A 23,244-nucleotide genomic window follows, 5' to 3' on the forward strand; every position below is an offset into this window, starting at 1 on the left:
ATTGAGCCATGCGCATTCAGTCTGGGAGCTGATGGCTTGATCCGCCAGTGTTGCCCTCAGCCGCGCTTGCTGGCCTTGCGGCGATGCTTGAAATAGCGGCGCCAGCCCTTGAGCGAGAAGAAGGAATAGGTGCGCGCGTAGAAGCGGGCTTCCTGCCAGCCCGGTTGTTGCTCCATTTCCTGCGGGCTCTTGCGCCAGCGCTTGTATTCCCACTGATACTGGGCCGGCGCCAAGGCGATCGCCGCTTCCACCGAGGAATTCACCCCGCGTGCCGAGGCGACTTCCTCTTCGCAATAGACTCCCTCATCCGCAGCGAGGAAGTGGATGGCGAAGCCATGGCCATCTTCCAGACGCTGGGCGACACCGGTGACGACGCGGGCATCGGTTCTCGCCACCAGCTTGGGCAGCAGGGTGGCGGTATAGGCGGGGCGGCCATAGAAGTCGGCGAAGACGCCGCTGCCACGGCCCGGCTCCTGATCCGGCAGTATGCCGATCGCTTCGGCGCGCTTGAGTGCCTTGAGCAAGGCAGCGACGCCACGCGAGTTGGTGGGCACCAGGCTCGCACCCATGCGCTCACGGCCATTGCGGATGATCGGGTCGAGGCGTTCGAACTTGGGCGGCTCGTACATGGCGGTGAACGGGAAGTGGCTGGAGAGCCAGAAATTTAGCACTTCCCAGTTGCCGAAGTGTGGCGCCAGCACGATGACGCCGCGCCCCTCGGCGCGCGCCTCGTCGAGCAGGTTGCGGCCGTGGACCTCGAGAATCGAATCGCGCACGGCGTCTTCATCGCCCAGCCACACCTTGCCCAGTTCCAGCATGGTGGCGGTGGAATGCGCGAGGCTGTCGCTCGCCAGACGCGCGCGCGCCTGGCTGTCGAGCTGCGGGAAGGCCTGGCCCAGATTCTGGCGCGTGACCCGGCGCTCGCGGGGATTGCACAGCTGCACCACACGCGCCAACGGGCGCGCCAGCCACCAGAGCTGGCGGGTGCTGAGCCCGGACAGTCGTTGCCACAGACAGGCCACGGAGTTGGCCTTGAGAGGAGTCAGGCGCTGTTCCATGGCCTGTTCGAACCGCTTGAGAGTCTTGTCCATCGTCACACGTGAAGTTCCGGTGGTCTGGCGTGAAAGATCGCGCCTGTCTGACGCGAAGGCAGGCGCCGTGACATCGTCAGGTGTCGCGGTGCCGCACTCGAATGATGCTCATTGTGCCAGAGGGGGGCGGTGCCTGCAGGCTCCATCGTGGCAGGCGCCAGACACTGGCGCGGGGTATCATTCAGCACTCAGACAGTCGCCACCTTCGATACGTTCACCTGCTGCGGAATCACCCCTGCCGCCGTGGTGTCGCGCGTGGCGGCGAGTTGTCACCGCCAGTCGTGTGGTGACGTCGATCCTCATCGCCAGTGTCCCTTGCCGCGGAGCCCTGATGTCAGCCCCTGATTCCCCCGTTCCCTATCCGCCTTCAGATACTGTCTGCCCGCTGTGTGAGGCGTCCCAGAGCCAGCATGTACTGCACCTGGTACAGCGACGCAGGCCATGCCCCGAGACCGGTCAGCGACCGCCCGCCGACGAGCGCGATTACCTGCGCTGCCCGGAATGTCATCTGCTGTATCTGGCGCCATCCCAGCGCCTGGATGCCAGGGCAGAGCAGGACATCTACGACCAGCACGAGAACGACCCGGCAGACCCGCGCTATCGAAGCTTCCTGGCCAAGCTCTTCACGCCGATGTGCGAGCGGCTCGCGGCCGGGGCCCGCGGGCTCGATTTCGGCTGTGGGCCGGGGCCTGCCCTGGCGCAGATGTTCGAGGAGGCGGGCCATCCGATGGCGCTGCACGACCTCTATTATCATCCGAACCCGTCAGCGCTCACCCGCCAGCATGACTTCATCGTCAGCACCGAGGTGATCGAGCATCTCTACGCGCCGGGCGAGGTCTTCCGCCAGTGGTTGCGTTGCCTCAGGCCCGGCGGCCTGCTGGGGGTGATGACGCAGCCCGCCTCGGATGATCCGGAGGCGCTCAGGCGCTGGCACTACCTGCGTGATCCGACGCATGTGTGCCTGTTCAGCCCGGCGACCTTTGCCTGGCTTGCGCGCACGCACGGACTCGAGCTTGAGCAGGTCGCCAACGACAGCGTCATCTTCCGCGTGCCCCAACCCGCCTGACAAGAGCGCGGGGCAGGGCATGGGACAGGGCGCGGGACAGGGCATGGATAGAGCGCAGGACAGCGCGCAGCGACACCCAAGACGATATTGTCGCCAAATGACGCAAAAAGGCTTGGATTTGGCGCGGACTGTCACTATATTGCCCGCGCCTTGACGTATTCTCGCAGGGCAAATTCCCCCTCCCGACGATATCCGCACCTTGCGGCATTGGCTGATCGCTGACTGGCGGCCGGCCGAGGATCTGGTCATGCCCCGTCATCTGCTGTTGATGTCCCTTGCGCCCCTGCTCGGCCTTGCCTTGCTGGGGATCGGTAACGCCATGCTAACCTCGCTGGTCCCGTTGCGGCTGTCTGCCGCCGGCGTCTCGAGCGAGGCGATCGGCCTGATCAGCTCGGCCTACTATCTGGGCCTCGGGCTCGGCGCGCTGGTCAACGACCGCCTGCTGCTGCGCATCGGTCATATCCGCGCCTATGCCGGCTTCGCCTCGCTGGTGGCGGTCGCGGCGCTGGCCATGGGGCTGGGCGATCACCCGGTGGTGTGGTTCCTGCTGCGCATGATGATCGGCTGGTCGCTGGTCGGGGTGTATCTGGTCATCGAGAGCTGGCTGCTGAGCGCCGCCGACCCCGCCGTGCGCGGGCGTCTGCTGGCGCTCTACATGATCGTGCTCTACGGCGCTGGGGTGCTCGGTCAGCTGCTGCTGGGCGTGACCGCCATGCTGAGCCTCGAGGCGGCCTTCATGCTGGTGGCGATGCTGGCGGCGGCCTCGGTATTGCCGCTGGTGCTGCTGCCGCGCGTCTCGCCGCTGATCGAACAGTCCGAGCCCTTGAGTCCGTGGCGCCTGATTCGCATCACGCCGACGGGCGTGTTCGGTTGTCTGGCCTCGGGGCTGGTGGTGGCGGTCATCTACAGTCTGCTGCCTCTGGCGCTGGGCGATGGCGGCACCTTGAGCACCGCGGAGATCGGTCAGCGCATGGCGCTGGTGATTCTCGGCGGCATGCTGCTGCAGTACCCCATCGGCCGCTGGTCTGACAGCCACGATCGCCAGCAGGTGCTGATCATCCTGTCGGTCGCCATCGTCGGCTTCGCCGCCTTGCTGATGGGGCCGGCGCGCGAGGGCATCGCCCAGCTGACGGTGCTGTTCCTGCTCGGCGGTGCCGCCTTCACCCTCTATCCGGTGGCGGTCAGCCACGCCGCCGACCGTGCGCCCGCCGGCGCCCTGGTGCGCATGAGTCAGGGCCTGCTGTTGATCAACGCGGTGGGGTCGACCCTGTCACCGCCGGCGGTATCGCTGCCGATGGCCGAGATGGGCGCGATGCCCGGCATGGCACTGAGTCTGGCGGTGATGGGGGGCGGCATGCTGCTCTTCTTCGTCTGGCGACGCGTGATGCGTCCGGCGCCGCAGCCGTTGGCACCCTTCGAGACCCATGCCCCGCAGACGCCGCTGGGCACCGAGCTTGCGGTCGGGCCTGAACTGGTCGAGGCCGCCGAGGAGCACCTGCGTGACGCCGAGGCCGATGACCCGCTGGTCGAGGTCACGCGTGAGCTGGTCGCTGACATGCCGGAGCTGATCACGGATGCCTCGCTGGACAGCCTCGAGGAGATCGAGGTCAAGGAGGAGCAGGCGCTGCACGACGAGCAGGCCCTGACTGACGAGCAATCATTGCAGGACGCGCAGCGCCAAGTGCCGCCACGCGATGATTCGCCGCTGGCGCGCGACTGAGGGCCGCTGGTGCGGTGCTGTCCAGACCTGTCTGGCCGGGCCTTCCCGCCCGGGAATCAGCGTGCGGGATCGACCAGATTGCCCTGTGAGCTGTTGCGCCGGAACCAGCCGGTGACACTGGCGCGCGCCTGATGCGTCGGTAGTACCTCATGGGGGATCTGCTCGGAGAGGAAGCACACGAAGGTGCCGGCCTCGGGGGTGACGCGTGCCATTTCGCGGCTGTCATCCTCGGGGTCGTAGAGCACGATCTCGCCGCCGCCATCGCGCGGCCAGTCCTCATTGAGATAGAGCACGCTGGAGATCAGGCGATTGCCGCGGCCGCGAAAGCTGTCGAGATGCTTCTTGTAGAAGCTGCCGACCGGATAGTGGGCAAAGTGGGCCTCATACTCGAACAGCCCCAGATAGAGGGCACGGTTGAGCTCATCCTTGAGCACGTTCATCGCTTCCAGATAGGCGCGCTGGGCACGCGAATTGCGGTCCAGCCAGCGAATCGCGTCGCCGCGGATGTCCGGGCGCAGATCATGCTCGCGCCCGCGCCCGATACCCGCCGCCGTCAGTTGCTGCCGCGTCTCAAGCTCCGTCAGTTCATCATTGAGCTGACGAATGACCTGGCGCGGCAGGAAGTCGGGGCGCACGCTGTAGCCATGCTCGACCAGTTCATCGATCAGCAGGTTGAGTGCGACAGGGTCCAGCAGTGGGGCGGGTGCAGGTGCAGCGGGCATCAGGCGCTCCGAACGGGAAGTGGCGTGGCATCGTGGGCGAGGAGTTATAGTCCAGTGCCATTGTCGGTGCAATATCGTCGGGGCAATGACGAGCCGTTAGGCGGGAACGCACCTTGTCTGGTGCAGGAGCTCAGTAACTCAGGAGTTCAGGATCTTGAGCTTCAGGGCCGAGGCGGCACGGGGCGCGGCGGCAGATGGCGCAGCGGGGCACCAGGCGGTGGCGCTGCCTTGAGACTCACAGCATGGCCGAAGCCGATGGCCATCAGTTCGACCAGCATCATCGAGGACAGCCCCCACAGCACCTGGTCGGCCACGCGATAGCTGGGCACGTACCAGGTCTCGTCACCGACGGTGATCACATCGGTATGCTCGCGCTCGTCCTTGAGCAACATGCTCAGCGGCATCTCGAAGATCTGCTCGATCTCGCCGGGGTCTGCGCGCAGCGGCAGGTCGGCGGGAATGCGTCCGACAAAGGGCGTGACGCGCATGCCGTGCAGGGAAATCACGTCGCTCAGCTGGCCGAAGACCTCCACGGCGCTGGGCGGCAGCGCGACCTCTTCCTCGGCTTCGCGCAGCGCGGTGGCCAACAGATTGCTATCATCGGGTTCGGCCTTGCCGCCGGGGAAGGCCACCTGGCCGGGGTGCTGGCTGAGATGGCTGGCACGCCGCGTCAGCAGCAGCGTCGGTTCGGGCCGATCGATCAGCGCGATCAGGACGGCGGCGCGTGGTAGCTGGTGGTCAGTCGCAAGGGGTTGATGTGCTTGCAGGCGTTGGCGCAGGGCTTCTAGCATGTCGTTTCCTCGTAGGCATTCATCATGTGGCGCGAGGGTCCTGGCGGTCAAGGCGACTGCCATGCCGCTGGCCCCACCGCGCAACGAGGAAGCGGAGACGGGATGTCACTGAAGGGCGCCTTGAGATTTCATGGGAGAGCGAATGAATTATTGCAGTCACTGTGGTGAAACGGTGCGTCTGGCAGTGCCGCAGGGCGATGATCGTCTGCGCTACCTGTGTGATAGCTGCGGCACCATCCATTATCAGAATCCGCGCATCATCGCGGGCACCCTGCCGGTGCGGGACGGCAAGGTGCTGCTCTGTCGGCGTGCCATCGAGCCACGCCTGGGTTATTGGACCCTGCCGGCCGGCTTCATGGAGAACGCCGAGACCACCAGCGACGCCGCTGCCCGCGAGACGCGAGAAGAAGCCGGCGCCGAGGTCAAGCTGCAGGGGCTCTATACGTTGATCGACCTGCCGCATATCAATCAGGTCTACATGCTGTTTCGGGCCGAGCTGATCAGTGACTACTCGGCCGGCGTCGAGAGCCTCGAGGTGGCGCTGTTCGCCGAGGAGGAGGTCCCCTGGCAGTCACTGGCCTTCCCGACCATGGAAGTGACCCTGCGCCGCTACTTCGAGGACCGCCGCCACGGCGAGGGTGACGAGCATTTCCCGCTGCATCTCGAGCAGATCGACCTGGAAACCCGCGAGCACTTCTTCAACACCACCTTCCTGCCCGCGAGCTAGATCGTCTGGCCAATGCTGACCTCGCGTGCCTCGCTCTTCGGGGTGCGCGGGGTCAGAACGTTTCCAGTCGCCAGCAATCGAAGGCGACTTCTTCATAGGGGTGGGCGTCGCGCAGCGCCGCCACGGCAGCGGCGATGAGCGAATCGTCACATACCAGCTCTATCTTCAGTTCGGCGACGCGCTCCAGCGTGCCGCAGGTCCCGATATGCGGATTGGCGCTGGCCAGTGGCCGAAACTGGCCGGTGCCGCGTGTCTCGAAGCAGCAGGCCTCGTAGTCGCCGATGCGCCCTGCACCGGTGGCAAAGACGGCTTCCTTGACGTGTTCGGCGTCATTCTCCGGGACGAAGAACGCAAGCTTGTACATCGGATGACTCCTGGCAGAAGGGTGAGAGGGCGCTGTCATCAGGTGGCCCTGATCGACAGGGGTGCGTCAAGCGTGGCAACGGATGCTGGCAGTGCCTGCGTCACGCTCCCGGATGATGGCATAATGCGCGCTGCAACGGCCAAGGACATCGCCATGCTCAAATGGATCAATATCTCACTGCTGCTGCTGCTGGCACTGCTCCAGTATCGGCTGTGGTGGGGCGAAAATGGCATCACCGAATTATTCGATATTCGCGCACGCGTGCAGCAGCTTTCCAAGGAAGATGCGGTGCTGGACAACCGCAATCAGCGGCTCGGTGCGGAAGTGGTCGACCTCAAGAATGGTCTGGCGGCCATCGAGGAGCGTGCACGCAATGACCTCGGCATGGTGCGCAAGGACGAGCAGTTCCTGTGGGTGCCCAATGTCGCGGTGCCGGAACGCAAGGCGCCATCACCCGATGAAGTGGCTGACGGTGCGCTGGAGGGCAAGGGCCTGGAAGGCGGGCTGCCCAAGGTGATCACGCCATGATGCCGACAGACGCCTCGCGCGAGCCCCGTCTGTGGTATCTGGTGCCGGCCGCCGGCGTGGGCAGTCGCATGCAGGCCGACCGCCCCAAGCAGTATCTGGAGCTGTCGCCCGGGGGCTGCGTGCTGGAGGCGACGCTGGCGACACTCAAGCGCGCGCTGCCCGAGGCAGGACTCTGTCTGGTGCTGGGCGCCGACGATGGCTATTTCTCGCCATCGATGGTGCCGTGGCAGGACTGGCTGCGCGCCGATGGCGGCAGCGAGCGTGCCGACAGCGTGCTGGCAGGCCTGGATTGCCTGAGCCGCCACGCCCATGACGATGACCTCGTGCTGGTGCACGATGTCGCGCGCCCCTGCGTTCGCGAAGCCGATATCCATGCGCTGGTGGCGACCGCTCGTCGCAGTGCCGATGGCGCCATCCTCGCGGCCCCCGCCAGTGACACCATGAAGCGCGCCGCGCCGGCCGGCGACTCCCGCCCGCATGGCGATGGCGATGGCGATAAAGAGCGCGCGCCGAGCATCGCGCACACCGAATCCCGCGTCGGCCTGTGGCATGCCTTCACGCCGCAGGCCTTCCCGCTGGGCCTGTTGCGGCGGGCGCTGCGTGAAGCGCTTGGGGATAACCCCGCGCTTATCACGGACGAGGCCTCGGCACTGGAGGCCTGTGGCCGTGCCCCCGTGCTGGTCGCCGCCGCCCGCGACAATCTCAAGATCACCCATCCGGAAGACCTCGCCATGGCGCGCCTGCTGCTGGCCGCGCGCGAGGCGCTTCCCGATAGCCCCCGGACATCTGCCTGACATGACTGAGCAATCTGCAACACCCGCTGCTGCCACTTCCTCTGCGCAATCCGCGACCTCTTCCCCGCAGGCTGGCCATGTGCCGATGGCCCTGCGCATCGGCCACGGCTTCGATGTGCATCGCTTCGGCGATGGCGATCACCTGATGATCGGTGGCGTGAAGATCGCCTACGAGCATGGCTTCGTGGCGCACTCCGACGGTGACGTGCTGCTGCATGCGCTGTGCGATGCGCTGCTCGGTGCCTGTGGCATGGGCGATATCGGCAAGCATTTCCCGGACACCGACAGCGAGTGGTCCGGCGCCGATAGCCGTGGCCTGCTGCGCCACGTGATCGGGCTGGTCAATGCCGCCGGTTTCGGGGTCGGCAATGTCGATCTCACCGTGATGGCGCAGGCGCCGAAGATGGCGCCGCACATCCAGGCGATGCGGGAAGTGATCGCCGAAGACCTGCGCGTGCCGCTGGCGGTCGTCAACGTCAAGGCCACCACCACCGAGCGGCTCGGTTTCACCGGTCGCAAGGAAGGCATCGCCGCCGAGGCGGTGGTGCTGCTGGGCGCGCTGCCGACCGCGGTCGGAGCCGAGCATGTCTGAAGTGAATGACATGTCTGAGTCGCCCGAGGCGGATGCGCTGTTTGCCGAGGCGCTGACGGCGTTGGACGCCGCGGGCAGCGAGGCGTGGGTCAAGGAAGCCGAGTTGATGCAGCGCTGGCCGCATGCGCATGGCGGCCCGCTGGGAGCCGGCGACTTCCGTCACACGCCGGAGGACTTCCGGGTCACCGAGCTGATGGACTTCGTGCCCGAAGGTCACGGCGAGCATCAGTGGCTGTGGGTCGAGAAACGTGGCCTGACCACCGATGAGCTGTGCCGTGAACTGGCCGGCCTGTGTGAGGTCGCGTCGCGTGATATCGGCGTGGCCGGTCTCAAGGACAAGCAGGCGATCACCCAGCAGTGGGTCTCCGTGTGGTTGCCGGGGCGTGAAGCGCCGCAGGATCTCAGCGATGCGCTGGCCGAGAAGGGCGTCCGCGTGCTGGCCAGCGTGCGTCATCCGCGCAAGCTCAAGCGTGGCGTGCATCGCGGCAACCGCTTCGCGCTGCGTGTCAGTGGTGAGGCCGTCGCGCATCCCGAGTTCGAGGCGCGCTGGCAGACGCTGATACGTGATGGTGTGCCCAACTATTTCGGGCCGCAGCGCTTCGGGCATCAGGGACATAATCTCGGCCGGGCACGTGCCGTGCTGGTGCGTGGCTGGCGCAAGCGTGATGACCGCAGCGGCATGCTGCTGTCGACCGCGCGCAGCTTCCTGTTCAACGAGGTGCTGGCTGCGCGCCTCAAGGCGCATTGCTGGGCGACGGCGTTGAGCGGTGAGGTGTTTGCGCTCAACGGGACGGGCTCGCGCTTCGTCACCGATGGCAGCGAGTCGGCCGAGACGCTGGCGCAGCGCCTGGCGAGTGGCGATATTCATCCCACTGGCCCGCTGTGGGGCACCGGACGGGCGGAGGCTCATGCGCAGGTCGCCCAGCTCGAGCAGGTCCTGGCCACGCGTTGGCCGCAGCTGTGCGAGGGGCTCGAGAAGGCCGGCGTCAAGGCGGAGCGTCGTCCGCTGCGCCTGATGCCCGGCAAGCCGCGTCTGGAGTGGGATATCACGCCAGAGCAGGCAAAAACCGAAGGTGGCGAGGCCAGTGTCTGGCTGCACTTCGATCTACCGCGCGGCAGCTTCGCGACGGGCCTGTTGCGTGAGCTGATCGCCCATCCGCTGCTGTAGTGCCGTCAGGCGATATGACGACTATCCGATGATTCGCAAAGGAGTGAGATGATGCGCAGGATTCTGCTTTCCAATGATGATGGCGTGCACGCTCCGGGGCTCAAGGCGCTGCATGACGCGCTGGCCGGGCAGGCACGCATTCGTGTGGTCGCGCCGGACCGTGACCGCTCAGGGGCCAGCAACTCGCTGACGCTGAGTCGGCCGTTGTTGCTGTCCGCGATGGAGAACGGCTTCTACAGCGTCGACGGCACGCCCGCGGATTGTGTCTACCTGGGCGTCAATGGGGTCTGGGACGAGAAGCCTGACATCGTGATTTCCGGCATCAACCATGGTGCCAACCTGGGCGATGACGTGCTGTATTCCGGCACCGTGGCCGCGGCGATGGAAGGGCGCTCGCTGGGCATGTCGGCGATCGCGATGTCACTGTGCGGCAAGACCCACTTCGAGACCGCTGGACGCGTGGCGGCGAGCCTCGTCGGCGCGGCCGAGACCCTGGCATTGCCGCCGCGCTCATTGCTCAACGTCAATGTGCCGGATGTGCCGTGGAGCGAGATTCGTGGTTTTCGCGTCACGCGTCAGGGCCACCGTGGCCCGGCGGGCGCCCCGATCGAGGTCAAGGACCCGCGTGGCCGTACCCGCTACTGGATCGCGCTGGCCGGCGATGGCATCGATGATGGCGATGACACCGACTTCGCCGCCATCGCGGCAGGCTATGTGTCCATCACGCCGTTGATGACGGATCTCACCTCCCACGGGGCGCGTCACGATGTGGCGCAGTGGCTCGAGGCGCTGACCTGAGCGACGTAGCGCCAGCCAAGGCTCAAGATTTCGCTGTGAAGTCCTCGTTCGAAGGATATGAATCAAGACCATGAAGGACGTGTATCAGAACGCTTTCCCGCTTGCGCAGTCAGACAGCGCAGCGGGAATCGCCGGGCCCTTGCATCTCAGGCGACCGGACACGGCGCAGCTGAGCGGTATCGGCATGACGTCCCAGCGCACGCGAGACCGCATGGTGGCGCGCCTGGAGGATGCCGGCATTCGCGATGAGCGGGTGCTGGAGCTGATGGCCAGTGAGCCGCGCCACCTGTTTCTCGATGAGGCGCTGGCGCACCGTGCCTATGAAGATACCGCGCTGCCGCTGGGGCAGGGGCAGACCCTGTCCCAGCCTTACATGCACGCCCGCATGACGGAGCTTGCCCTGGCGCAAGCGCCGCGCCCGCGCGAGGAGTGTCGGGTGCTGGAGGTCGGCACCGGTTCGGGTTATCAGACATTGCTGCTGGCGCGCCTGTTCGCTCGGGTGTCTTCGCTCGAGCGCATCGCCGTGCTGCATGCCAGGGCCGCTCAACGCCTTGGCTGGTTCGGACTCGACAATGTCGCGTTGCGCCATGCCGATGGTGGGCATGGCTGGCAGGACGATGACTCGGCATTTGATCTGATCGTGGTGACCGCCTGCGCACCGCATCTGCCGCAGGCGTTGTTGAAGCAGTTGGCCCCGCAGGGGGTGATGATCGTGCCATTGGCCGAGGACGACAGTGATCGTCAGTGGCTGACACGAGTGCGCCACGTCGGCGACACTCAGGATATTCAGCGGTTCGAGGCCGTGCGCTTCGTGCCGTTGCTCGAGGGAGTGATCAGGTGAAACGAGCTTTGAGCGTGTTCTTCAAGGGCGCTGGCATGGGGGCGGCGGATGCCGTGCCCGGGGTATCAGGCGGCACGATTGCCTTCGTGACCGGCATCTATGAAGAATTGATCGAGTCCATCAAGCGCTTCGGCCCCTCCGCCATCGGCGTATGGCGTGAGCAGGGCTTCAAGGCGCTGTGGCAGCATTTGAATCTGGCCTTTCTGCTGCCGCTGGTCGCTGGCATCTTCGCCAGCCTGATCAGCGTGGCGCATGTGGTGACCTGGTTGATGGAGGCGCAGCCGCTGCTGCTCAACGCCTTCTTCTTCGGGCTGGTGGTGTGTTCCGGGGTGGTGGTCGCGCGGCGTATCACCACCTTCCGGATGGGCTATCTGGTGTGGTTGGCGCTGGGGCTGGTGCTGGCCAGCAAGTTGCCCAGCCTGTTGCCCGCCGCCACCGATGCCTCCTGGGTGCTGGTGGTCGGCGGTGCCATCGCCATCAGTGCCATGCTGCTGCCGGGTGTCTCCGGCAGCTTCCTGTTGCTGACCATGGGCCTCTACGGCACGGTGATGACTGGCATCAAGAGCTTCGATCTGCAGCTGATCATGCTGTTCGGCAGCGGCTGCGCCATCGGGCTGTTCACCTTCTCGCGTTTGTTGTCGTGGTTGTTTCGTCATCATCACACCGCGACACTGATGCTGCTGACGGGCTTCATTCTCGGCTCGCTGCCGGTATTGTGGCCGTGGCGCACCATCACCGATTATCGTCTGGGACCCAAGGGTGAACAGGTTCCGCTGGATTACCACTTCATGATGCCGGATACCTATACCAGTGTGACCGGTGAGCCTGCCCAGCTGTGGGCGGCACTCGCCCTGATGCTGGCCGGCGTATTGCTTGTCTGGTTTGCCGGAGAGCGCTCCGGCCCGGATGACGACTCCAGCAATTCCCGCAAGGAGCAGGAACATGCGTGACAGGATGGACAAGGGAATCAAACTGACGTTGGCAGGTCTGGCGCTGGGTGCGCTGACAGCCTGCAGCACGGCGACCACTCGCCCGCAGGTTCAGGACCTCAACGCCGGCAATGCGCGTATCACCTCCGACACCTATACCGTTCAGCGCGGTGACACCCTGTATGGCATCTCCTGGCAGAGTGGCCAGGATTTCCGGGATGTGGCGCGCATGAACGGCTTGAATCCGCCCTACACCCTGCAGCCGGGGCAGACGCTGCGTCTGAACCCCAACACCCAGCTGCCGGCCAGTGCGGCGGGCGCTTCCGGCACGAGCGTCGCCTCGAGCGGTGGCGTTGTTGCCACGCCGATGGGCGGGGGCAGTGATGGTTCGATCGCCGGCGGCAGCGAACTGCCTGACTGGCTGGCACCGGATGAATCCGCCATGGCTCAGCAGCAACAGCGCACCAGCCAGGCCCAGTCGCTGACGACTGGCTCGGGTGGCGTGTCCTCGGCCGCCACCGGCGCCGCGGCGGCTGCCGGGCTGGGGCCTGTCTACCAGGAAGGCAGTGAAGAGGCACTCGCCGAGACGGCGCGCAACTCAGCCACTGACAGCGCAGAGCAGGCCAGCAGCAGTGCTGCGCAGGCCAGTAGCTCGGCCAGTCAGACAGCCAGTCAGACGGCCAGCGAGGCAGCTGCCAGTGCGGCCGCCGCCCAGGCCGAGGCGCGCAAGGCCGCCAAGGAAAAGGCCGAGCAAGCCGCCGCTGCCGCCGCAGCAGAGCGCGAGAAAGCGGCCGCTAGCGTGAAAAATGAGGCTGCCAAGGTTGAAAAGGGCACCAATGTCGCTGGCGAAACCGCCAAGGCTGCACCGGCCAAGAAGACCTATGTTCCGGTAAAAAACGTTGACTGGCAGTGGCCTACGCAAGGCGAGATCATCGGCAAGTTCGGCGAGTCCGAGAGTGTCACCGGCGGCATTGATATCGCTGGTCAAAAGGGGCAACCTGTCAAGGCAGCAGGGCCGGGAATCGTGGTCTACGCCGGAAGCGGAGTACGTGGTTACGGTAACCTCATCATTCTCAAGCACAACGACCGCTATCTGAGCGCCTACGCCCACAACGACACTCTGCGTGTATCAGAGAACGATGTGATCGACGCCGGACAGGTCATCGCCACTCTGGGAGCCACTGACGCTGAACGTGCGCAGCTGCACTTCGAGATTCGCGAGGATGGGCAGCCCAAGGACCCACTGAAATTCCTGCCTAAACGCTGATTCCCACCGCTGCCACAACAACAAGTTCCTGGCACCAGACCAGAGACAACGGGGTATCGACATGAGCATGCTGGAAAAGGATATCGATCAGGCTGAGGTTGAGTTGTCCCTTGAGGATGTCGAGGAGGACGACGATACGCTTGAGGCAGAAGCGGAAGAGGCGGCATTCGAACGCGCCTTGAATCGTGAAGAGCGCAAGCACTACCAAAGCCTGGATGCGACCCAGATCTACCTCAACGAGATTGGTTTTTCCCCGTTGCTCAAGCCCGAGGAGGAAGTCTACTTCGGGCGTCTGGCACAGGCGGGCGACCCCGCCGGTCGCCAGCGCATGATCGAGTCCAACCTGCGTCTGGTGGTCAAGATCGCACGGCGCTATCTGAATCGTGGTCTGTCGCTGCTCGACCTGATCGAGGAGGGCAATCTGGGGCTGATCCGCGCGGTGGAGAAGTTCGACCCCGAGCGCGGCTTCCGTTTCTCGACCTACGCCACCTGGTGGATTCGCCAGACCATCGAGCGGGCGCTGATGAATCAGACGCGCACCATTCGTCTGCCGATTCACGTCGTCAAGGAACTCAACATCTACCTGCGTGCCGCGCGCCAGCTGACCCAGAAACTGGATCACGAGGCCACCGCGGAGGAGATCGCCGACTTCCTCGACAAGCCGGTCGATACCGTCAAGAAGATGCTGGGGCTCAATGAGCGCGTGTCATCCGTCGACTACCCGATGGGCGGCGAGAGCGACAAGCCGCTGATCGAGACCATCGCCGACGAGAATGACACCAGCCCGGAGTCCAGTCTGGTAGATGTCGACGTCAAGGCGCATGTCGATGAGTGGCTGGCGGAACTGACCGAGAAGCAGATGGAAGTGGTGGTGCGCCGCTTCGGGCTGCGCGGTCATGAAGCCGCGACGCTGGAGGAAGTGGGCGAGGAGATCGGCCTGACGCGTGAGCGGGTGCGTCAGATTCAGGTCGAGGCGCTCAAGAAGCTGCGGCGCATGCTCGAGAAGCAGGGGCTGACGCTCGAATCCATCTTTGAATGATGCGCGGGCACAGTCGTCATGGCTGTCGATACCCTGATGCATGTTGCCAGTGAAAACGGCCCGCTCGTGATTCGAGCGGGCCGTTTTCATATTGTGTCATCATTATTCTGGCAGAGTGGGGGCATTCTGACGTACTGCGCTCAGTGCAGGGTGCCCCATGGCACTGTTGTCAATTTGGAAACGCTGTATCGTGCAACAAAGTTAGCCAACTAACTGGACGCCCAAAAGAGCGACGATTAGACTAAGGCCACTTTTTCCACGACCCGCTTGAGCAGGGCTGAGGCAGTAGTCCAGCCGATGTGTGAGCTACCTTTTACCTTGTCCTGGTGCTTTCGAGGCGCCATGCAGGTCACGACTGTCACTGATCAGGAACAACGCATACATGGCCAACATTCGCATACTGCCACTGGTGCTGGCGATGGGTTTTGCGACCCAGGCTCAGGCTGCCAATCTGCTCGACATCACGCGTGATGCATTGACCCACAACGCCAGCCTGTCCTCCTCTCGCTCGCTCTATCAGAGCGTCGAGGACAATGAGCGTATCGAGCTTGCTGACCTGCTGCCCCAGATCACTGCCACGGGGACCGTGTCGCGTACCGATGTCACCGGCAATTCCCAGAGCGGCACCGAAGGCGATTACACCGACAGCAATATCGTGGTCAACGTCAACCAGCAGCTGTTCGATGCTGCCGACTGGTATGAGCTCGCGACCAGCAAGGACACCACCCGTCAGCAGAAACTGCTGCTGGATTCCGATCAGCAGCAGCTGCTCTATGATGTGGCGTCTGCCTATTTCACCATCCTGAACAATCGTGATGTGCTCGATGCGCGCATCGCCCAGGAAAAGGCCTTCTCCCGCCAGCTGGACCAGGCCAATCAGCAGTTCGAGGTCGGTCTGATCGCGATCACGGATGTACAGGAAGCCAAGGCATCATTCGATGACGCGCGTGCCCAGCGCATCGCGGCCGAAGCCGATCTGCAGGTCAGCTTCGAGGCCCTGCAGCAGCTGACGGGCCAGCAGTACGATTCCATCGATGGTCTGGAAGAAGATCTGGCGATCGAAGCGCCGGTGCCGGCCAGCCGCGACAAGTGGGTCGAGATGGCATTGTCCAACAACCCGCTGATCGGTGCTGCCCAGAAGGGTGTCGATGTCGCCAGAGGCGATGTGAAGACCTCCCGCGCAGGCCACCTGCCGGAAGTCGGCGCCTTCGCGACCTACTCCTACGATGAAACCGACATCGATACTGCCGGGGGGTATCAGGAATACAACCAGATCGGTATCCAGGCCTCCCTGCCGATCTATACCGGTGGCCGCACCTCCGCCCAGGTACGTCAGAGCACCCATCTGCTCGAGCAGAGCCAGTACGACCTGCTCGATCAGCAGCGCTCCACTACCCAGAGCGTGCGCTCGCTCTACAGCCAGGTGCGCAGCGACGTCCTGACCGTCAAGGCGCGCAAGCAGGCGATCGTCTCCAGCCGCAGCGCACTGGAAGCGACTCGCTCCGGTTATGAAGTCGGCACCCGTAACATCGTCGATGTGCTGGACGCCGAGCAGGCCCTGTATCAGGCGCTGGCGGACTACGCCTCTTCGCGTTACACCTATGTGCTCGACCTGCTCAACCTGCGTCAGGCGGCAGGTATCATCGATATCAACAGCGTGCGTGACCTCAACGAGAGCCTCAAGGCAGATCGTCAGGTGTCCCTGGTGCTGAATGATGAGAGCTCCGACGAGCTGGAAAACGTGACGCCCTGATCGTCCCGCGCTGGCTTACGCCACGTGCTGCATGCACCCCCGCAGGCTCTGCCTGCGGGGGTGCATGCGTTTTGGGGCATGCGTTTGAGGGCATCAGTTGGTCAGGTCACTGATCGTCAGGCATGTGTTCATCAGGCAAGTGATGGCCAGACAGGAGGTGCCGAAAAAGCAGCGCGCAAGGGCAGCGCGGCCTCGAGGCAGGCAGTTTCGTGGTGGTATTGGTCGAAAATCCTGCATGTGTTTTAAAAGGCAGTGGTTTCTATCGGTGATTTGGGGAAAGTTTGGTGTTTTTCAGCGTGACCTGACGGCGATGATGGAAAATAATTGAGGGGCTTGCTCTGCTGTCTGTCATTTTCACCGATCACCCTGGAGTCCCCTCATGTCCCGCCCACTGCGCGCTGATATTGATCTCGATGCACTGCGTCACAACTATCAGCTGGCCTGCGAGCTGGCGCCGCATTCGCGCGCCCTGGCCGTGATCAAGGCGGACGCCTACGGGCATGGTGCGGTGGCGTGCGCGCAGGCACTGGCGGACCTCGCCCCCGCCTTTGCGGTGGCCACGATAGAGGAGGCGCTGGCGCTGCGGGCGGGCGGCATCTCTCATCCGATCGTGCTGCTTGAGGGGGTGTTCGAGGCCGCGGAGTATGCCTTGGCGGCCGAGCATGACTTCTGGTGCGCCATCCACAGCGAATGGCAGTTGGCGGCCCTCGAACAGAGTGAGCTTGCGCAGCCCTTGTCCTGCTGGATCAAGTTCGACTCAGGCATGCATCGTCTCGGCTTCACGGTCGAGCAGGTGCTGGACGCCAAGGCGCGCCTCGAGGCGTGTGGCAAGGCGCGTGACCTGCACCTGATGACGCACTTCGCCAGCGCTGACAGCCTGACACCAGACTACTTCCAGCAGCAGATGGCGGCGGTGACGGCCTTGGCGGCCGAGGCAGAGCTGCCGCTGTGTCTGGCCAACTCTCCGGCGACGCTTGCCTGGCCAGAGACGCATGCGGCCTGGAACCGCCCGGGAATCATGCTCTACGGAGCAGACCCGCTGGAAGGCGCCAATGACGCCAGTCGGCGCCTGAAGCCGGTGATGACGCTGTCTTCGGCCATCATCGCCGTGCGTGAGATCGCCATCGGCGAGCCTGTAGGGTACTCGGGGCGCTTCGTGGCCACGCGTCCGACGCGTATCGGTGTCGTCGCCTGCGGTTATGGTGATGGCTATGATCGCCACGCCGTGGATGGTACGCCAGTGCTGGTGGATGGTCAGGAAACGGTGCTGGCCGGCAAGGTGTCGATGGACATGCTGACGGTGGATATCACGGACCTGCCCGAGGCGGGTGTCGGTTCTCGTGTGGTGCTGTGGGGCGAGGGGCTTGAGGTCAATCGCGTCGCCGCCAGCTGCGACACCATCAGCTATACACTGCTGACGGGGCTGCTGCCGCGCGTGCCCAGACACTATCATGGCGGCGTTGGCAGTGTGGCGGACGACAAGGGTGTTGCGCAGTTGGCCAGCGCTCAGCCGCTGGATACGCACGCCTGACCTGACGGCAAGGCTCGCGCGGTCTACAATGGCCGCCGTTGCCCGTCGAACGAGAGAGTCATGGCCAAGAAGAGCTATCCCGAGAGTTTTGCACACCCCCGCTACTGGCTGACCTGGCTGGGCATCGGTGCCATGAAGGCTTCGGCCTATCTGCCCTGGTGCGCCAAGTTGTGGCTGGGGCGTGGCCTTGGTGAGCTGGCATGGCGCTTCGGCAAGCGTCGTCGTCACATCACCGACACCAATCTCAAGCTGTGCTTTCCTGAGTGGAGTGAGGCGGAGCGCGCGCGTCAGGTGCGCAAGACCTTCCACGCCAACGGCATCGGTATCTTCGAGACGGCCACCGGCTGGTGTCGTGATCCTGAGCACATGCGTGATCGCGTGACCTTCAAGGGGCAGGAGCACATGGAGCGCGCCATGGCCCAGGGCAAGGGGGCGCTCATCGTGGGCATCCACTTCTCGACCCTGGATCTGGGCGGCGCACTGCACTCGCTGTTCTTCCCGGCCGATGTCGTCTATCGCCCCCACGACAACCCGCTGTTCGAGCGCTTCATGACCCGTGCGCGCAATGGCATCTTCGGCACCGCCATCGATCGTCACGACCTGCGGGGCGTGGTACGTCGCATCAAGAGCGGCCATGGCGTGTGGTATTCACCGGATCAGGACTTCGGCCGCGAGGTCAGCGTATTCGCGCCGTTCTTCGGCATCGATGCCGCCTCCATCAAGTTGACGGCCAAGATCGCCCGCATGACGGGCGCGCCGGTGATGCCCTTGATGTTCCATCGCAATCCGGACAATCGTACCTATACGCTGGAGTATCTGCCGGCGCTGGACAACTTCCCGAGTGGCGATGACGTCGCCGATGCCACGCGCATCAACGCCTTCATCGAAGGGGCGATCCGCAAGCATCCCGAGCAGTATCTGTGGCTGCACCGTCGCTTCAAGACACGTCCCGAGAAAACCGATCCGTCCCTGTACTGAGGTGAACCATGAGCAACGACATCTCTTCTCACGTCACCCTGGCCGAGGTGGAAGCGCGGTTGGCCGCTGGCGATACCTTCGTGCTCAATCAGGTCGCGGAATGGTGCCCGGATTGCACCCAGCGTCAGCGTCCGGCATTGCCTGCCTTCGAGGCGGCGCTTGCCCGTGGCGGTCTGCCACTGGTGACCCTGTGCGTGCAGCAGACCCGTGGGGTCTATCTCAGCGATGCTCATGCACAGCTGAGTGAGCGTATCGGCGGTGCGGGCTATCCACGCACCTTGCTGGTTCGCCACGGCCAGCCGGCGAGTCTCGACAGTGGATTGAACCGCGTCGAGGTGATGAGCGAGCCCGATCTCGTCGCCTACGCCGAGGCCTTGATCGCCGCGCTGTAGACCGACACCCCCGGCATCGATCTCCCGCTACTGTCAGGGAGATGACGCGAGTGATGCACAGCAAAGACCCCCGTTCGGCATCTCGCCGAACGGGGGTCTTTGCTGTGTAAAGCGGCACCCGACAAGCAACATCACCTGTCCGAGCTGCATGCGTGCGGTCAACCGAGTGCCGCCTATCGTGTGCCTATGACAAGACGTGCGGATGACGGAGCAGGCTTTCAACCCATCACAAGGGCTGAGGCAAATTCTTTTACTGAAGTGCGACATCATGTTGACAAAGCTTTAGTTTATTACCATCTTGGCAATAACGAGTCAGGTGGCAGACGCGCCTCCTGATCGCCGCTTTCAGTACCCTGGAGTGCGCCTGAGGCGTCATCCGTCAGGGGCTGACTCCGCCGCGACAATTCTCACATGACATAAGGAATTGACATGCTCAACTACGCCATCATCTTTCTGATCGTCGCTGTCATTGCCGCCGTACTGGGCTTCGGCGGCATCGCCGGCACCGCAGCGACCATCGCCAAGGTCCTGTTCGTGATCTTCCTGGTGCTGTTCCTGGTGTCCTTCTTCAAGAGCCGCCGCAAGCCGTAAGGCTCTGATTCCCTGCCACGAGTCAGACTGACGGCAACAGGCCGCAAGCCGTCATGTGATCGGATAGTACGATTCAGAAATGGTACGGCTCACAGACTGCAACGCCCGCGATGGTGATCGACCGTCGCGGGCGTTGCTCGTTCAGGCGCTGGCCTTTTCACCACTGAGGGCTGGGCAGGTTCAGACGATGGTGACCGGCCTGCAGGCCGTGTTCGATGAAGCGACGATCCACCTCGAATTCGGCCTGGGCGAGAATCGCCTCCACCACCTTGTCGGCATGCTGTTGCAGCAGCACCAGATGGCCGTATTGCGCGCCCATCAGCGACAGGGTCTTCAACAGCTCCAGCAGGGCCAGACAGATCGAGAGGTCATCACGGCCATAATGCAGAATCGGAGTGATGGAGCGGTAGAGGAGGCTTGCGAAGGACTCCATCTGCCAGCTGACGCGAACGGCCTTGTGATCATCCACGCAACAATTGCACAGCGGCACTGACATGCGCTCGCTGAGCAGCTCCGTCAGCTGGTGCATGCACAGCCGTGCCGTGCCGGGGTCATTGATGCCGGGCGACAGCGCCTTGATGGCGACTTCCATCAGCTGGGTCAGGCCGTGCTCGTGCAGGTCCTCGACGGACTCCCCATCCAGATAGCCAAGCGCGGCACGCAGGTTCTTGATCAACTCGGCCTGCTGTTCTTCATCGAGTTCTTCCCCAGCCGTCGCACCCTCTGGCAGGCCGTTGGGCCACTCGATGCGCATCAAGGGCATGCCGCTGACGATGAAGGCGCCCAGCGCGAAATCCAGATGCACCACCATGTCATGCTTGATGGCCAGCTGGCGCAGCGCCGAGAAGTCGACCTGCTGGATGTAGCCGCGCCGGCGTGCCCGCAGCAGTTGGCACTGGTCGTCGTCACGGCTGACCTCGCGCTCGCAGAAGCCATCGTCCCGATTGCGCTGACGCAGGCGCTCCAGCGAGAGGCGGGTGCGGCCGGACAGTCGCCGCGCGACGGCGTTGATCTGCACCGACTGCGAGACCTGATGGATGAAGTAGACGAACATCCCTAGGCAATTGACCATCATCAGCACGCCGAGATAGACCGCCAGCGAGCGCCACAGGGTCGGGGAGTCGCCCGTATTGGGCACCATCAGGTTGACCAGCAGGAACAGCAGGCTGCCCAGGTAGTGGCCGAGTACCAGCTGGTGGTGGCGCTCGGTCACCAGGCCCAGCAGCAGCTTGTGGGAGAACTGCGCGCCGGCCTGGGTGAGCACGCTCATCACCATGGTGAAACTGAAGACCATCAGCGAGATCAGGCCGCCGACCAACGCCGCCAGCAAGGTGCGCGGGGTGTCATGTTGCTTGAAGGTCAGTGCTTCGAAAAAGTCGCTATTGGGCAGCGAGGAAGGGTCCGGCAGCCCGGAGGGCATCACCGAGATCAGTCCCAGCAGGGTATAGACCATGGCCAGCATGCTGGGGAGATAGGCGATGCTGGTGGTCCAGGTTCGCAGCCACATGAGGGGTTGCTGTAGCCAGCGATTCATAGACGATTCCCGAGCGGATGGATTGGCAAGTTCCTGTTATGACGGCTCGCGCCGAGCACTGCAAGTCAGCGTGACGTGCTGGCAGGAGGGGGGCAGGAGGTGAGGAGGGGAGGAAAGAAGCAGAACAGGGCTGAACAAGGCGGACAGTGCGGGCAGAACCGAGCAGGGCAGACAAGAGCGGGCGGAACCGAACGAGGCGGACAGAGCGGGCAGACTGGAACGAACAGCAGGGCCCGATGGCAAGACGCCCCCACCGGTGACCGGTGAGGGCGTCTAGCGGCTTGCGTCGATCAGCGTGGCTGACCCCGCCGGCTCATCAGGCGTCGATACGCTTGTACTTCATGCGCTTGGGTGCATCGTTGCCGACACGCGCGTGATAGTCCGCTTCGTACTCGGTATAGCTGCCTTCGAAGAACACCACGTTGGAGTCACCCTCGTAGGCGAGGATGTGGGTCGCGATGCGATCCAGGAACCAGCGGTCGTGCGAGATGACCATCGCGCAGCCCGGGAAGGCCAGCAGGGCCTCTTCGAGGGCACGCAGGGTCTCGATGTCCAGGTCGTTGGACGGCTCATCCAGCAGCAGCACGTTGGCAGCCTGCTTCAGGGTCTGGGCCAGCTGCAGACGGCCACGCTCACCACCGGACAGATCAGACAGACGCTTCTGCTGGTCAGTGCCCTTGAAGTTGAAGCGGCCGACATAGGCGCGCGACGAGACTTCATGACCATTGATGTTGAGCATGTCCTGACCGCCGGAGACAGCTTCCCAGACGGTCTGATTGTCTTCCAGGCCATCACGCAGCTGCTCGACGTAGGCGACCTTGACGGTCTCGCCCAGCACGACTTCGCCGCTGTCCGGGGTGTCCTTGCCGGTCACCAGCTTGAACAGCGTGGACTTGCCCGCACCGTTGCCGCCGACGATACCGACGATGGCACCCTGTGGAATGGTGAAGGACAGATCATCGAACAGCAGCTTGTCGTCGAAACGCTTGGTGACGTTGTGCAGCTCGATGACCTTGTCGCCCAGGCGCGGTCCCGGCGGAATGTAGATCTCGTTGGTCTCGTTGCGCTTCTGGAAATCACCGGACTGCATTTCCTCGAAGCGGTTGAGACGCGCCTTGCTCTTGGCCTGACGGCCCTTGGGATTCTGACGAACCCACTCGAGCTCCTGCTGGATGGCCTTGTTGCGCGAGGCTTCCTGCTTGGCTTCCTGCTGCAGGCGAGCGTCCTTCTGCTCGAGCCACGAGGAATAGTTGCCTTCGAAGGGAATGCCCTGGCCACGGTCCAGCTCGAGAATCCAGCCGGCGACGTTGTCGAGGAAGTAGCGGTCGTGGGTGATGGCGACCACGGTGCCGGAGTAGTCGTGCAGGAAACGTTCCAGCCAGGCGACGGATTCGGCGTCCAGGTGGTTGGTCGGCTCGTCCAGCAGCAGCATGTCCGGGCTCGAGAGCAGCAGACGGCACAGTGCGACACGGCGGCGCTCACCCCCGGACAGCACGCCGACATTGGCATCCCACGGCGGCAGGCGCAGTGCTTCGGCGGCCACTTCCAGCTTGCGCTCGAGGTTGTGGGCGTCAGAGGCCTGGATCAGGTCTTCCAGCTTGGCCTGACGCGCGGCGAGGGCGTCGAAATCGGCGTCCGGCTCGGCGTAGGCGGCATAGACTTCATCAAGTTCGGTCTGGGCGTTCTTGATGTGAGCCAGGGATTCTTCCACGCACTCGCGCACGTTCTTGGAATCATCCAGTTCCGGCTCCTGGGGAAGGTAGCCGACATTCAGACCCGGCATGGGACGTGCTTCGCCGTTGTAGTCCTGATCGACGCCGGCCATGATGCGCAGCAGCGAGGACTTGCCCGAGCCGTTGAGACCGAGCACACCGATCTTGGCACCCGGGAAGAAGGACAGCGAGATGTCCTTGAGAATCTCGCGCTTCGGGGGAACGACCTTGCCCACCCGGTTCATGGTATAGACGTATTGCGCCATGGAATCCCAATTTGGTTGGAGAATGGAATGACGCGCAGATGATAGTGCCC

23 protein-coding genes are annotated in these 23,244 nt (G+C 64.0%); 17 read left to right on the forward strand and 6 right to left on the reverse strand.

The annotated features are described in order from the left end of the window. Window positions 1-56: 56 nt before the first annotated feature. Window positions 57-1,091, reverse strand: coding sequence for a lysophospholipid acyltransferase family protein (locus tag QD208_RS02565; protein ID WP_225347119.1), 1,035 nt, complete (start codon window positions 1,089-1,091; stop codon window positions 57-59). A 331-nt stretch (window positions 1,092-1,422) separates the two neighbouring features. Between QD208_RS02565 and QD208_RS02570 the strand changes: the two genes are divergently transcribed. Continuing rightward, window positions 1,423-2,157, forward strand: coding sequence for a class I SAM-dependent methyltransferase (locus QD208_RS02570; protein WP_225347118.1), 735 nt, complete (start codon window positions 1,423-1,425; stop codon window positions 2,155-2,157). 247 nt (window positions 2,158-2,404) lie between these two features. Beyond that, window positions 2,405-3,877, forward strand: a complete 1,473-nt coding sequence (locus tag QD208_RS02575) for an MFS transporter (protein WP_279835515.1) — start codon at window positions 2,405-2,407, stop codon at window positions 3,875-3,877. Between the two features lie 56 nt (window positions 3,878-3,933). Here the strand turns inward: QD208_RS02575 and QD208_RS02580 are convergent, their stop codons facing one another. Next, window positions 3,934-4,599, reverse strand: coding sequence for a 2OG-Fe(II) oxygenase (locus QD208_RS02580; protein ID WP_225347116.1), 666 nt, complete (start codon window positions 4,597-4,599; stop codon window positions 3,934-3,936). Window positions 4,600-4,760: 161 nt separating this feature from the next. Continuing rightward, window positions 4,761-5,390 (reverse strand): CoA pyrophosphatase, encoded by a 630-nt coding sequence (locus QD208_RS02585; RefSeq protein ID WP_054555561.1) that lies wholly within the window; start codon window positions 5,388-5,390, stop codon window positions 4,761-4,763. Window positions 5,391-5,532: 142 nt separating this feature from the next. Here QD208_RS02585 and QD208_RS02590 point away from each other — a divergent pair, with 142 nt between their 5' ends. Then, window positions 5,533-6,117 carry an NUDIX hydrolase gene (locus QD208_RS02590; protein ID WP_054555560.1) on the forward strand — a complete coding sequence of 195 codons (585 nt, stop codon included), beginning with the start codon at window positions 5,533-5,535 and terminating at the stop codon, window positions 6,115-6,117. A 52-nt stretch (window positions 6,118-6,169) separates the two neighbouring features. Here the strand turns inward: QD208_RS02590 and QD208_RS02595 are convergent, their stop codons facing one another. Continuing rightward, window positions 6,170-6,481, reverse strand: a complete 312-nt coding sequence (locus tag QD208_RS02595) for an NGG1p interacting factor NIF3 (RefSeq protein WP_166018843.1) — start codon at window positions 6,479-6,481, stop codon at window positions 6,170-6,172. Window positions 6,482-6,604: 123 nt separating this feature from the next. Here QD208_RS02595 and ftsB point away from each other — a divergent pair, with 123 nt between their 5' ends. The 14 genes from ftsB to QD208_RS02665 all read left to right on the forward strand — a co-directional run bounded on the left by ftsB (window position 6,605) and on the right by QD208_RS02665 (window position 19,682). Continuing rightward, window positions 6,605-7,009, forward strand: coding sequence for a cell division protein FtsB (ftsB, locus tag QD208_RS02600; RefSeq protein WP_225347115.1), 405 nt, complete (start codon window positions 6,605-6,607; stop codon window positions 7,007-7,009). Continuing rightward, the gene (locus QD208_RS02605) at window positions 7,006-7,803 is read left to right on the forward strand and encodes a 2-C-methyl-D-erythritol 4-phosphate cytidylyltransferase (protein WP_225347114.1); all 798 of its coding nucleotides are present in this window, start codon (window positions 7,006-7,008) and stop codon (window positions 7,801-7,803) included. Before ftsB ends, QD208_RS02605 begins: the two co-directional genes overlap by 4 nt. 91 nt (window positions 7,804-7,894) lie before the next feature. After that, window positions 7,895-8,395, forward strand: a complete 501-nt coding sequence (gene ispF / locus QD208_RS02610; protein ID WP_276315245.1) for a 2-C-methyl-D-erythritol 2,4-cyclodiphosphate synthase — start codon at window positions 7,895-7,897, stop codon at window positions 8,393-8,395. Further along, on the forward strand, window positions 8,388-9,563 hold the full coding sequence (locus tag QD208_RS02615; protein ID WP_318527663.1) for a tRNA pseudouridine(13) synthase TruD: 1,176 nt from the start codon (window positions 8,388-8,390) through the stop codon (window positions 9,561-9,563). The genes ispF and QD208_RS02615 overlap by 8 nt, the downstream gene beginning before the upstream one ends. A 51-nt stretch (window positions 9,564-9,614) precedes the next feature. Next, entirely contained in the window at window positions 9,615-10,361 is a 747-nt protein-coding gene (surE, locus tag QD208_RS02620; protein ID WP_043331401.1) for a 5'/3'-nucleotidase SurE, read from the forward strand. Between the two features lie 184 nt (window positions 10,362-10,545). Continuing rightward, entirely contained in the window at window positions 10,546-11,202 is a 657-nt protein-coding gene (locus QD208_RS02625; RefSeq protein ID WP_225348164.1) for a protein-L-isoaspartate(D-aspartate) O-methyltransferase, read from the forward strand. Beyond that, entirely contained in the window at window positions 11,199-12,152 is a 954-nt protein-coding gene (locus QD208_RS02630; RefSeq protein ID WP_225347113.1) for a DUF368 domain-containing protein, read from the forward strand. Before QD208_RS02625 ends, QD208_RS02630 begins: the two co-directional genes overlap by 4 nt. Continuing rightward, on the forward strand, window positions 12,145-13,398 hold the full coding sequence (locus tag QD208_RS02635; RefSeq protein ID WP_225347112.1) for a peptidoglycan DD-metalloendopeptidase family protein: 1,254 nt from the start codon (window positions 12,145-12,147) through the stop codon (window positions 13,396-13,398). Before QD208_RS02630 ends, QD208_RS02635 begins: the two co-directional genes overlap by 8 nt. A 61-nt stretch (window positions 13,399-13,459) precedes the next feature. Further along, window positions 13,460-14,437, forward strand: a complete 978-nt coding sequence (gene rpoS, locus QD208_RS02640) for an RNA polymerase sigma factor RpoS (protein ID WP_043331399.1) — start codon at window positions 13,460-13,462, stop codon at window positions 14,435-14,437. A gap of 382 nt (window positions 14,438-14,819) precedes the next feature. Further along, window positions 14,820-16,190 carry a TolC family outer membrane protein gene (locus QD208_RS02645; RefSeq protein ID WP_225347111.1) on the forward strand — a complete coding sequence of 457 codons (1,371 nt, stop codon included), beginning with the start codon at window positions 14,820-14,822 and terminating at the stop codon, window positions 16,188-16,190. 379 nt (window positions 16,191-16,569) lie between these two features. Then, window positions 16,570-17,721 (forward strand): alanine racemase, encoded by a 1,152-nt coding sequence (gene alr, locus QD208_RS02650; RefSeq protein ID WP_225347110.1) that lies wholly within the window; start codon window positions 16,570-16,572, stop codon window positions 17,719-17,721. A gap of 60 nt (window positions 17,722-17,781) precedes the next feature. After that, window positions 17,782-18,699, forward strand: a complete 918-nt coding sequence (lpxL, locus tag QD208_RS02655) for an LpxL/LpxP family Kdo(2)-lipid IV(A) lauroyl/palmitoleoyl acyltransferase (RefSeq protein WP_107336203.1) — start codon at window positions 17,782-17,784, stop codon at window positions 18,697-18,699. Window positions 18,700-18,707: 8 nt separating this feature from the next. Further along, the gene (locus QD208_RS02660; RefSeq protein ID WP_225347108.1) at window positions 18,708-19,091 is read left to right on the forward strand and encodes a hypothetical protein; all 384 of its coding nucleotides are present in this window, start codon (window positions 18,708-18,710) and stop codon (window positions 19,089-19,091) included. 429 nt (window positions 19,092-19,520) lie between these two features. After that, entirely contained in the window at window positions 19,521-19,682 is a 162-nt protein-coding gene (locus QD208_RS02665; RefSeq protein WP_043331394.1) for a DUF1328 domain-containing protein, read from the forward strand. A gap of 157 nt (window positions 19,683-19,839) precedes the next feature. Here the strand turns inward: QD208_RS02665 and QD208_RS02670 are convergent, their stop codons facing one another. Together QD208_RS02670 and ettA are read right to left on the reverse strand one after the other, a co-directional pair. Beyond that, a complete protein-coding gene (locus QD208_RS02670; RefSeq protein ID WP_107336204.1) occupies window positions 19,840-21,216 on the reverse strand; it encodes a DUF2254 domain-containing protein in 1,377 nt (458 codons plus the stop codon). Window positions 21,217-21,532: 316 nt separating this feature from the next. After that, window positions 21,533-23,194, reverse strand: coding sequence for an energy-dependent translational throttle protein EttA (gene ettA / locus QD208_RS02675; protein ID WP_043331392.1), 1,662 nt, complete (start codon window positions 23,192-23,194; stop codon window positions 21,533-21,535). Window positions 23,195-23,244 lie beyond the last annotated feature (50 nt).

Source organism: Cobetia sp. 29-18-1 (genome assembly GCF_029846405.1).
Lineage (GTDB): Bacteria > Pseudomonadota > Gammaproteobacteria > Pseudomonadales > Halomonadaceae > Cobetia > Cobetia amphilecti.

Excerpts from the sequence above, each read along its gene's own strand:
- QD208_RS02565 (WP_225347119.1), bottom strand. The coding sequence starts at position 1,091 with ATGGACAAGACTCTCAAGCGGTTCGAACAGGCCATGGAACAGCGCCTG.
- QD208_RS02570 (WP_225347118.1), top strand. The coding sequence starts at position 1,423 with ATGTCAGCCCCTGATTCCCCCGTTCCCTATCCGCCTTCAGATACTGTC.
- QD208_RS02575 (WP_279835515.1), top strand. The coding sequence starts at position 2,405 with ATGCCCCGTCATCTGCTGTTGATGTCCCTTGCGCCCCTGCTCGGCCTT.
- QD208_RS02580 (WP_225347116.1), bottom strand. The coding sequence starts at position 4,599 with ATGCCCGCTGCACCTGCACCCGCCCCACTGCTGGACCCTGTCGCACTC.
- QD208_RS02585 (WP_054555561.1), bottom strand. The coding sequence starts at position 5,390 with ATGCTAGAAGCCCTGCGCCAACGCCTGCAAGCACATCAACCCCTTGCG.
- QD208_RS02590 (WP_054555560.1), top strand. The coding sequence starts at position 5,533 with ATGAATTATTGCAGTCACTGTGGTGAAACGGTGCGTCTGGCAGTGCCG.
- QD208_RS02595 (WP_166018843.1), bottom strand. The coding sequence starts at position 6,481 with ATGTACAAGCTTGCGTTCTTCGTCCCGGAGAATGACGCCGAACACGTC.
- ftsB (WP_225347115.1), top strand. The coding sequence starts at position 6,605 with ATGCGCGCTGCAACGGCCAAGGACATCGCCATGCTCAAATGGATCAAT.
- QD208_RS02605 (WP_225347114.1), top strand. The coding sequence starts at position 7,006 with ATGATGCCGACAGACGCCTCGCGCGAGCCCCGTCTGTGGTATCTGGTG.
- QD208_RS02615 (WP_318527663.1), top strand. The coding sequence starts at position 8,388 with ATGTCTGAAGTGAATGACATGTCTGAGTCGCCCGAGGCGGATGCGCTG.
- surE (WP_043331401.1), top strand. The coding sequence starts at position 9,615 with ATGCGCAGGATTCTGCTTTCCAATGATGATGGCGTGCACGCTCCGGGG.
- QD208_RS02625 (WP_225348164.1), top strand. The coding sequence starts at position 10,546 with ATGACGTCCCAGCGCACGCGAGACCGCATGGTGGCGCGCCTGGAGGAT.
- QD208_RS02635 (WP_225347112.1), top strand. The coding sequence starts at position 12,145 with ATGCGTGACAGGATGGACAAGGGAATCAAACTGACGTTGGCAGGTCTG.
- rpoS (WP_043331399.1), top strand. The coding sequence starts at position 13,460 with ATGAGCATGCTGGAAAAGGATATCGATCAGGCTGAGGTTGAGTTGTCC.
- QD208_RS02645 (WP_225347111.1), top strand. The coding sequence starts at position 14,820 with ATGGCCAACATTCGCATACTGCCACTGGTGCTGGCGATGGGTTTTGCG.
- alr (WP_225347110.1), top strand. The coding sequence starts at position 16,570 with ATGTCCCGCCCACTGCGCGCTGATATTGATCTCGATGCACTGCGTCAC.
- lpxL (WP_107336203.1), top strand. The coding sequence starts at position 17,782 with ATGGCCAAGAAGAGCTATCCCGAGAGTTTTGCACACCCCCGCTACTGG.
- QD208_RS02660 (WP_225347108.1), top strand. The coding sequence starts at position 18,708 with ATGAGCAACGACATCTCTTCTCACGTCACCCTGGCCGAGGTGGAAGCG.
- QD208_RS02665 (WP_043331394.1), top strand. The coding sequence starts at position 19,521 with ATGCTCAACTACGCCATCATCTTTCTGATCGTCGCTGTCATTGCCGCC.
- QD208_RS02670 (WP_107336204.1), bottom strand. The coding sequence starts at position 21,216 with ATGAATCGCTGGCTACAGCAACCCCTCATGTGGCTGCGAACCTGGACC.
- ettA (WP_043331392.1), bottom strand. The coding sequence starts at position 23,194 with ATGGCGCAATACGTCTATACCATGAACCGGGTGGGCAAGGTCGTTCCC.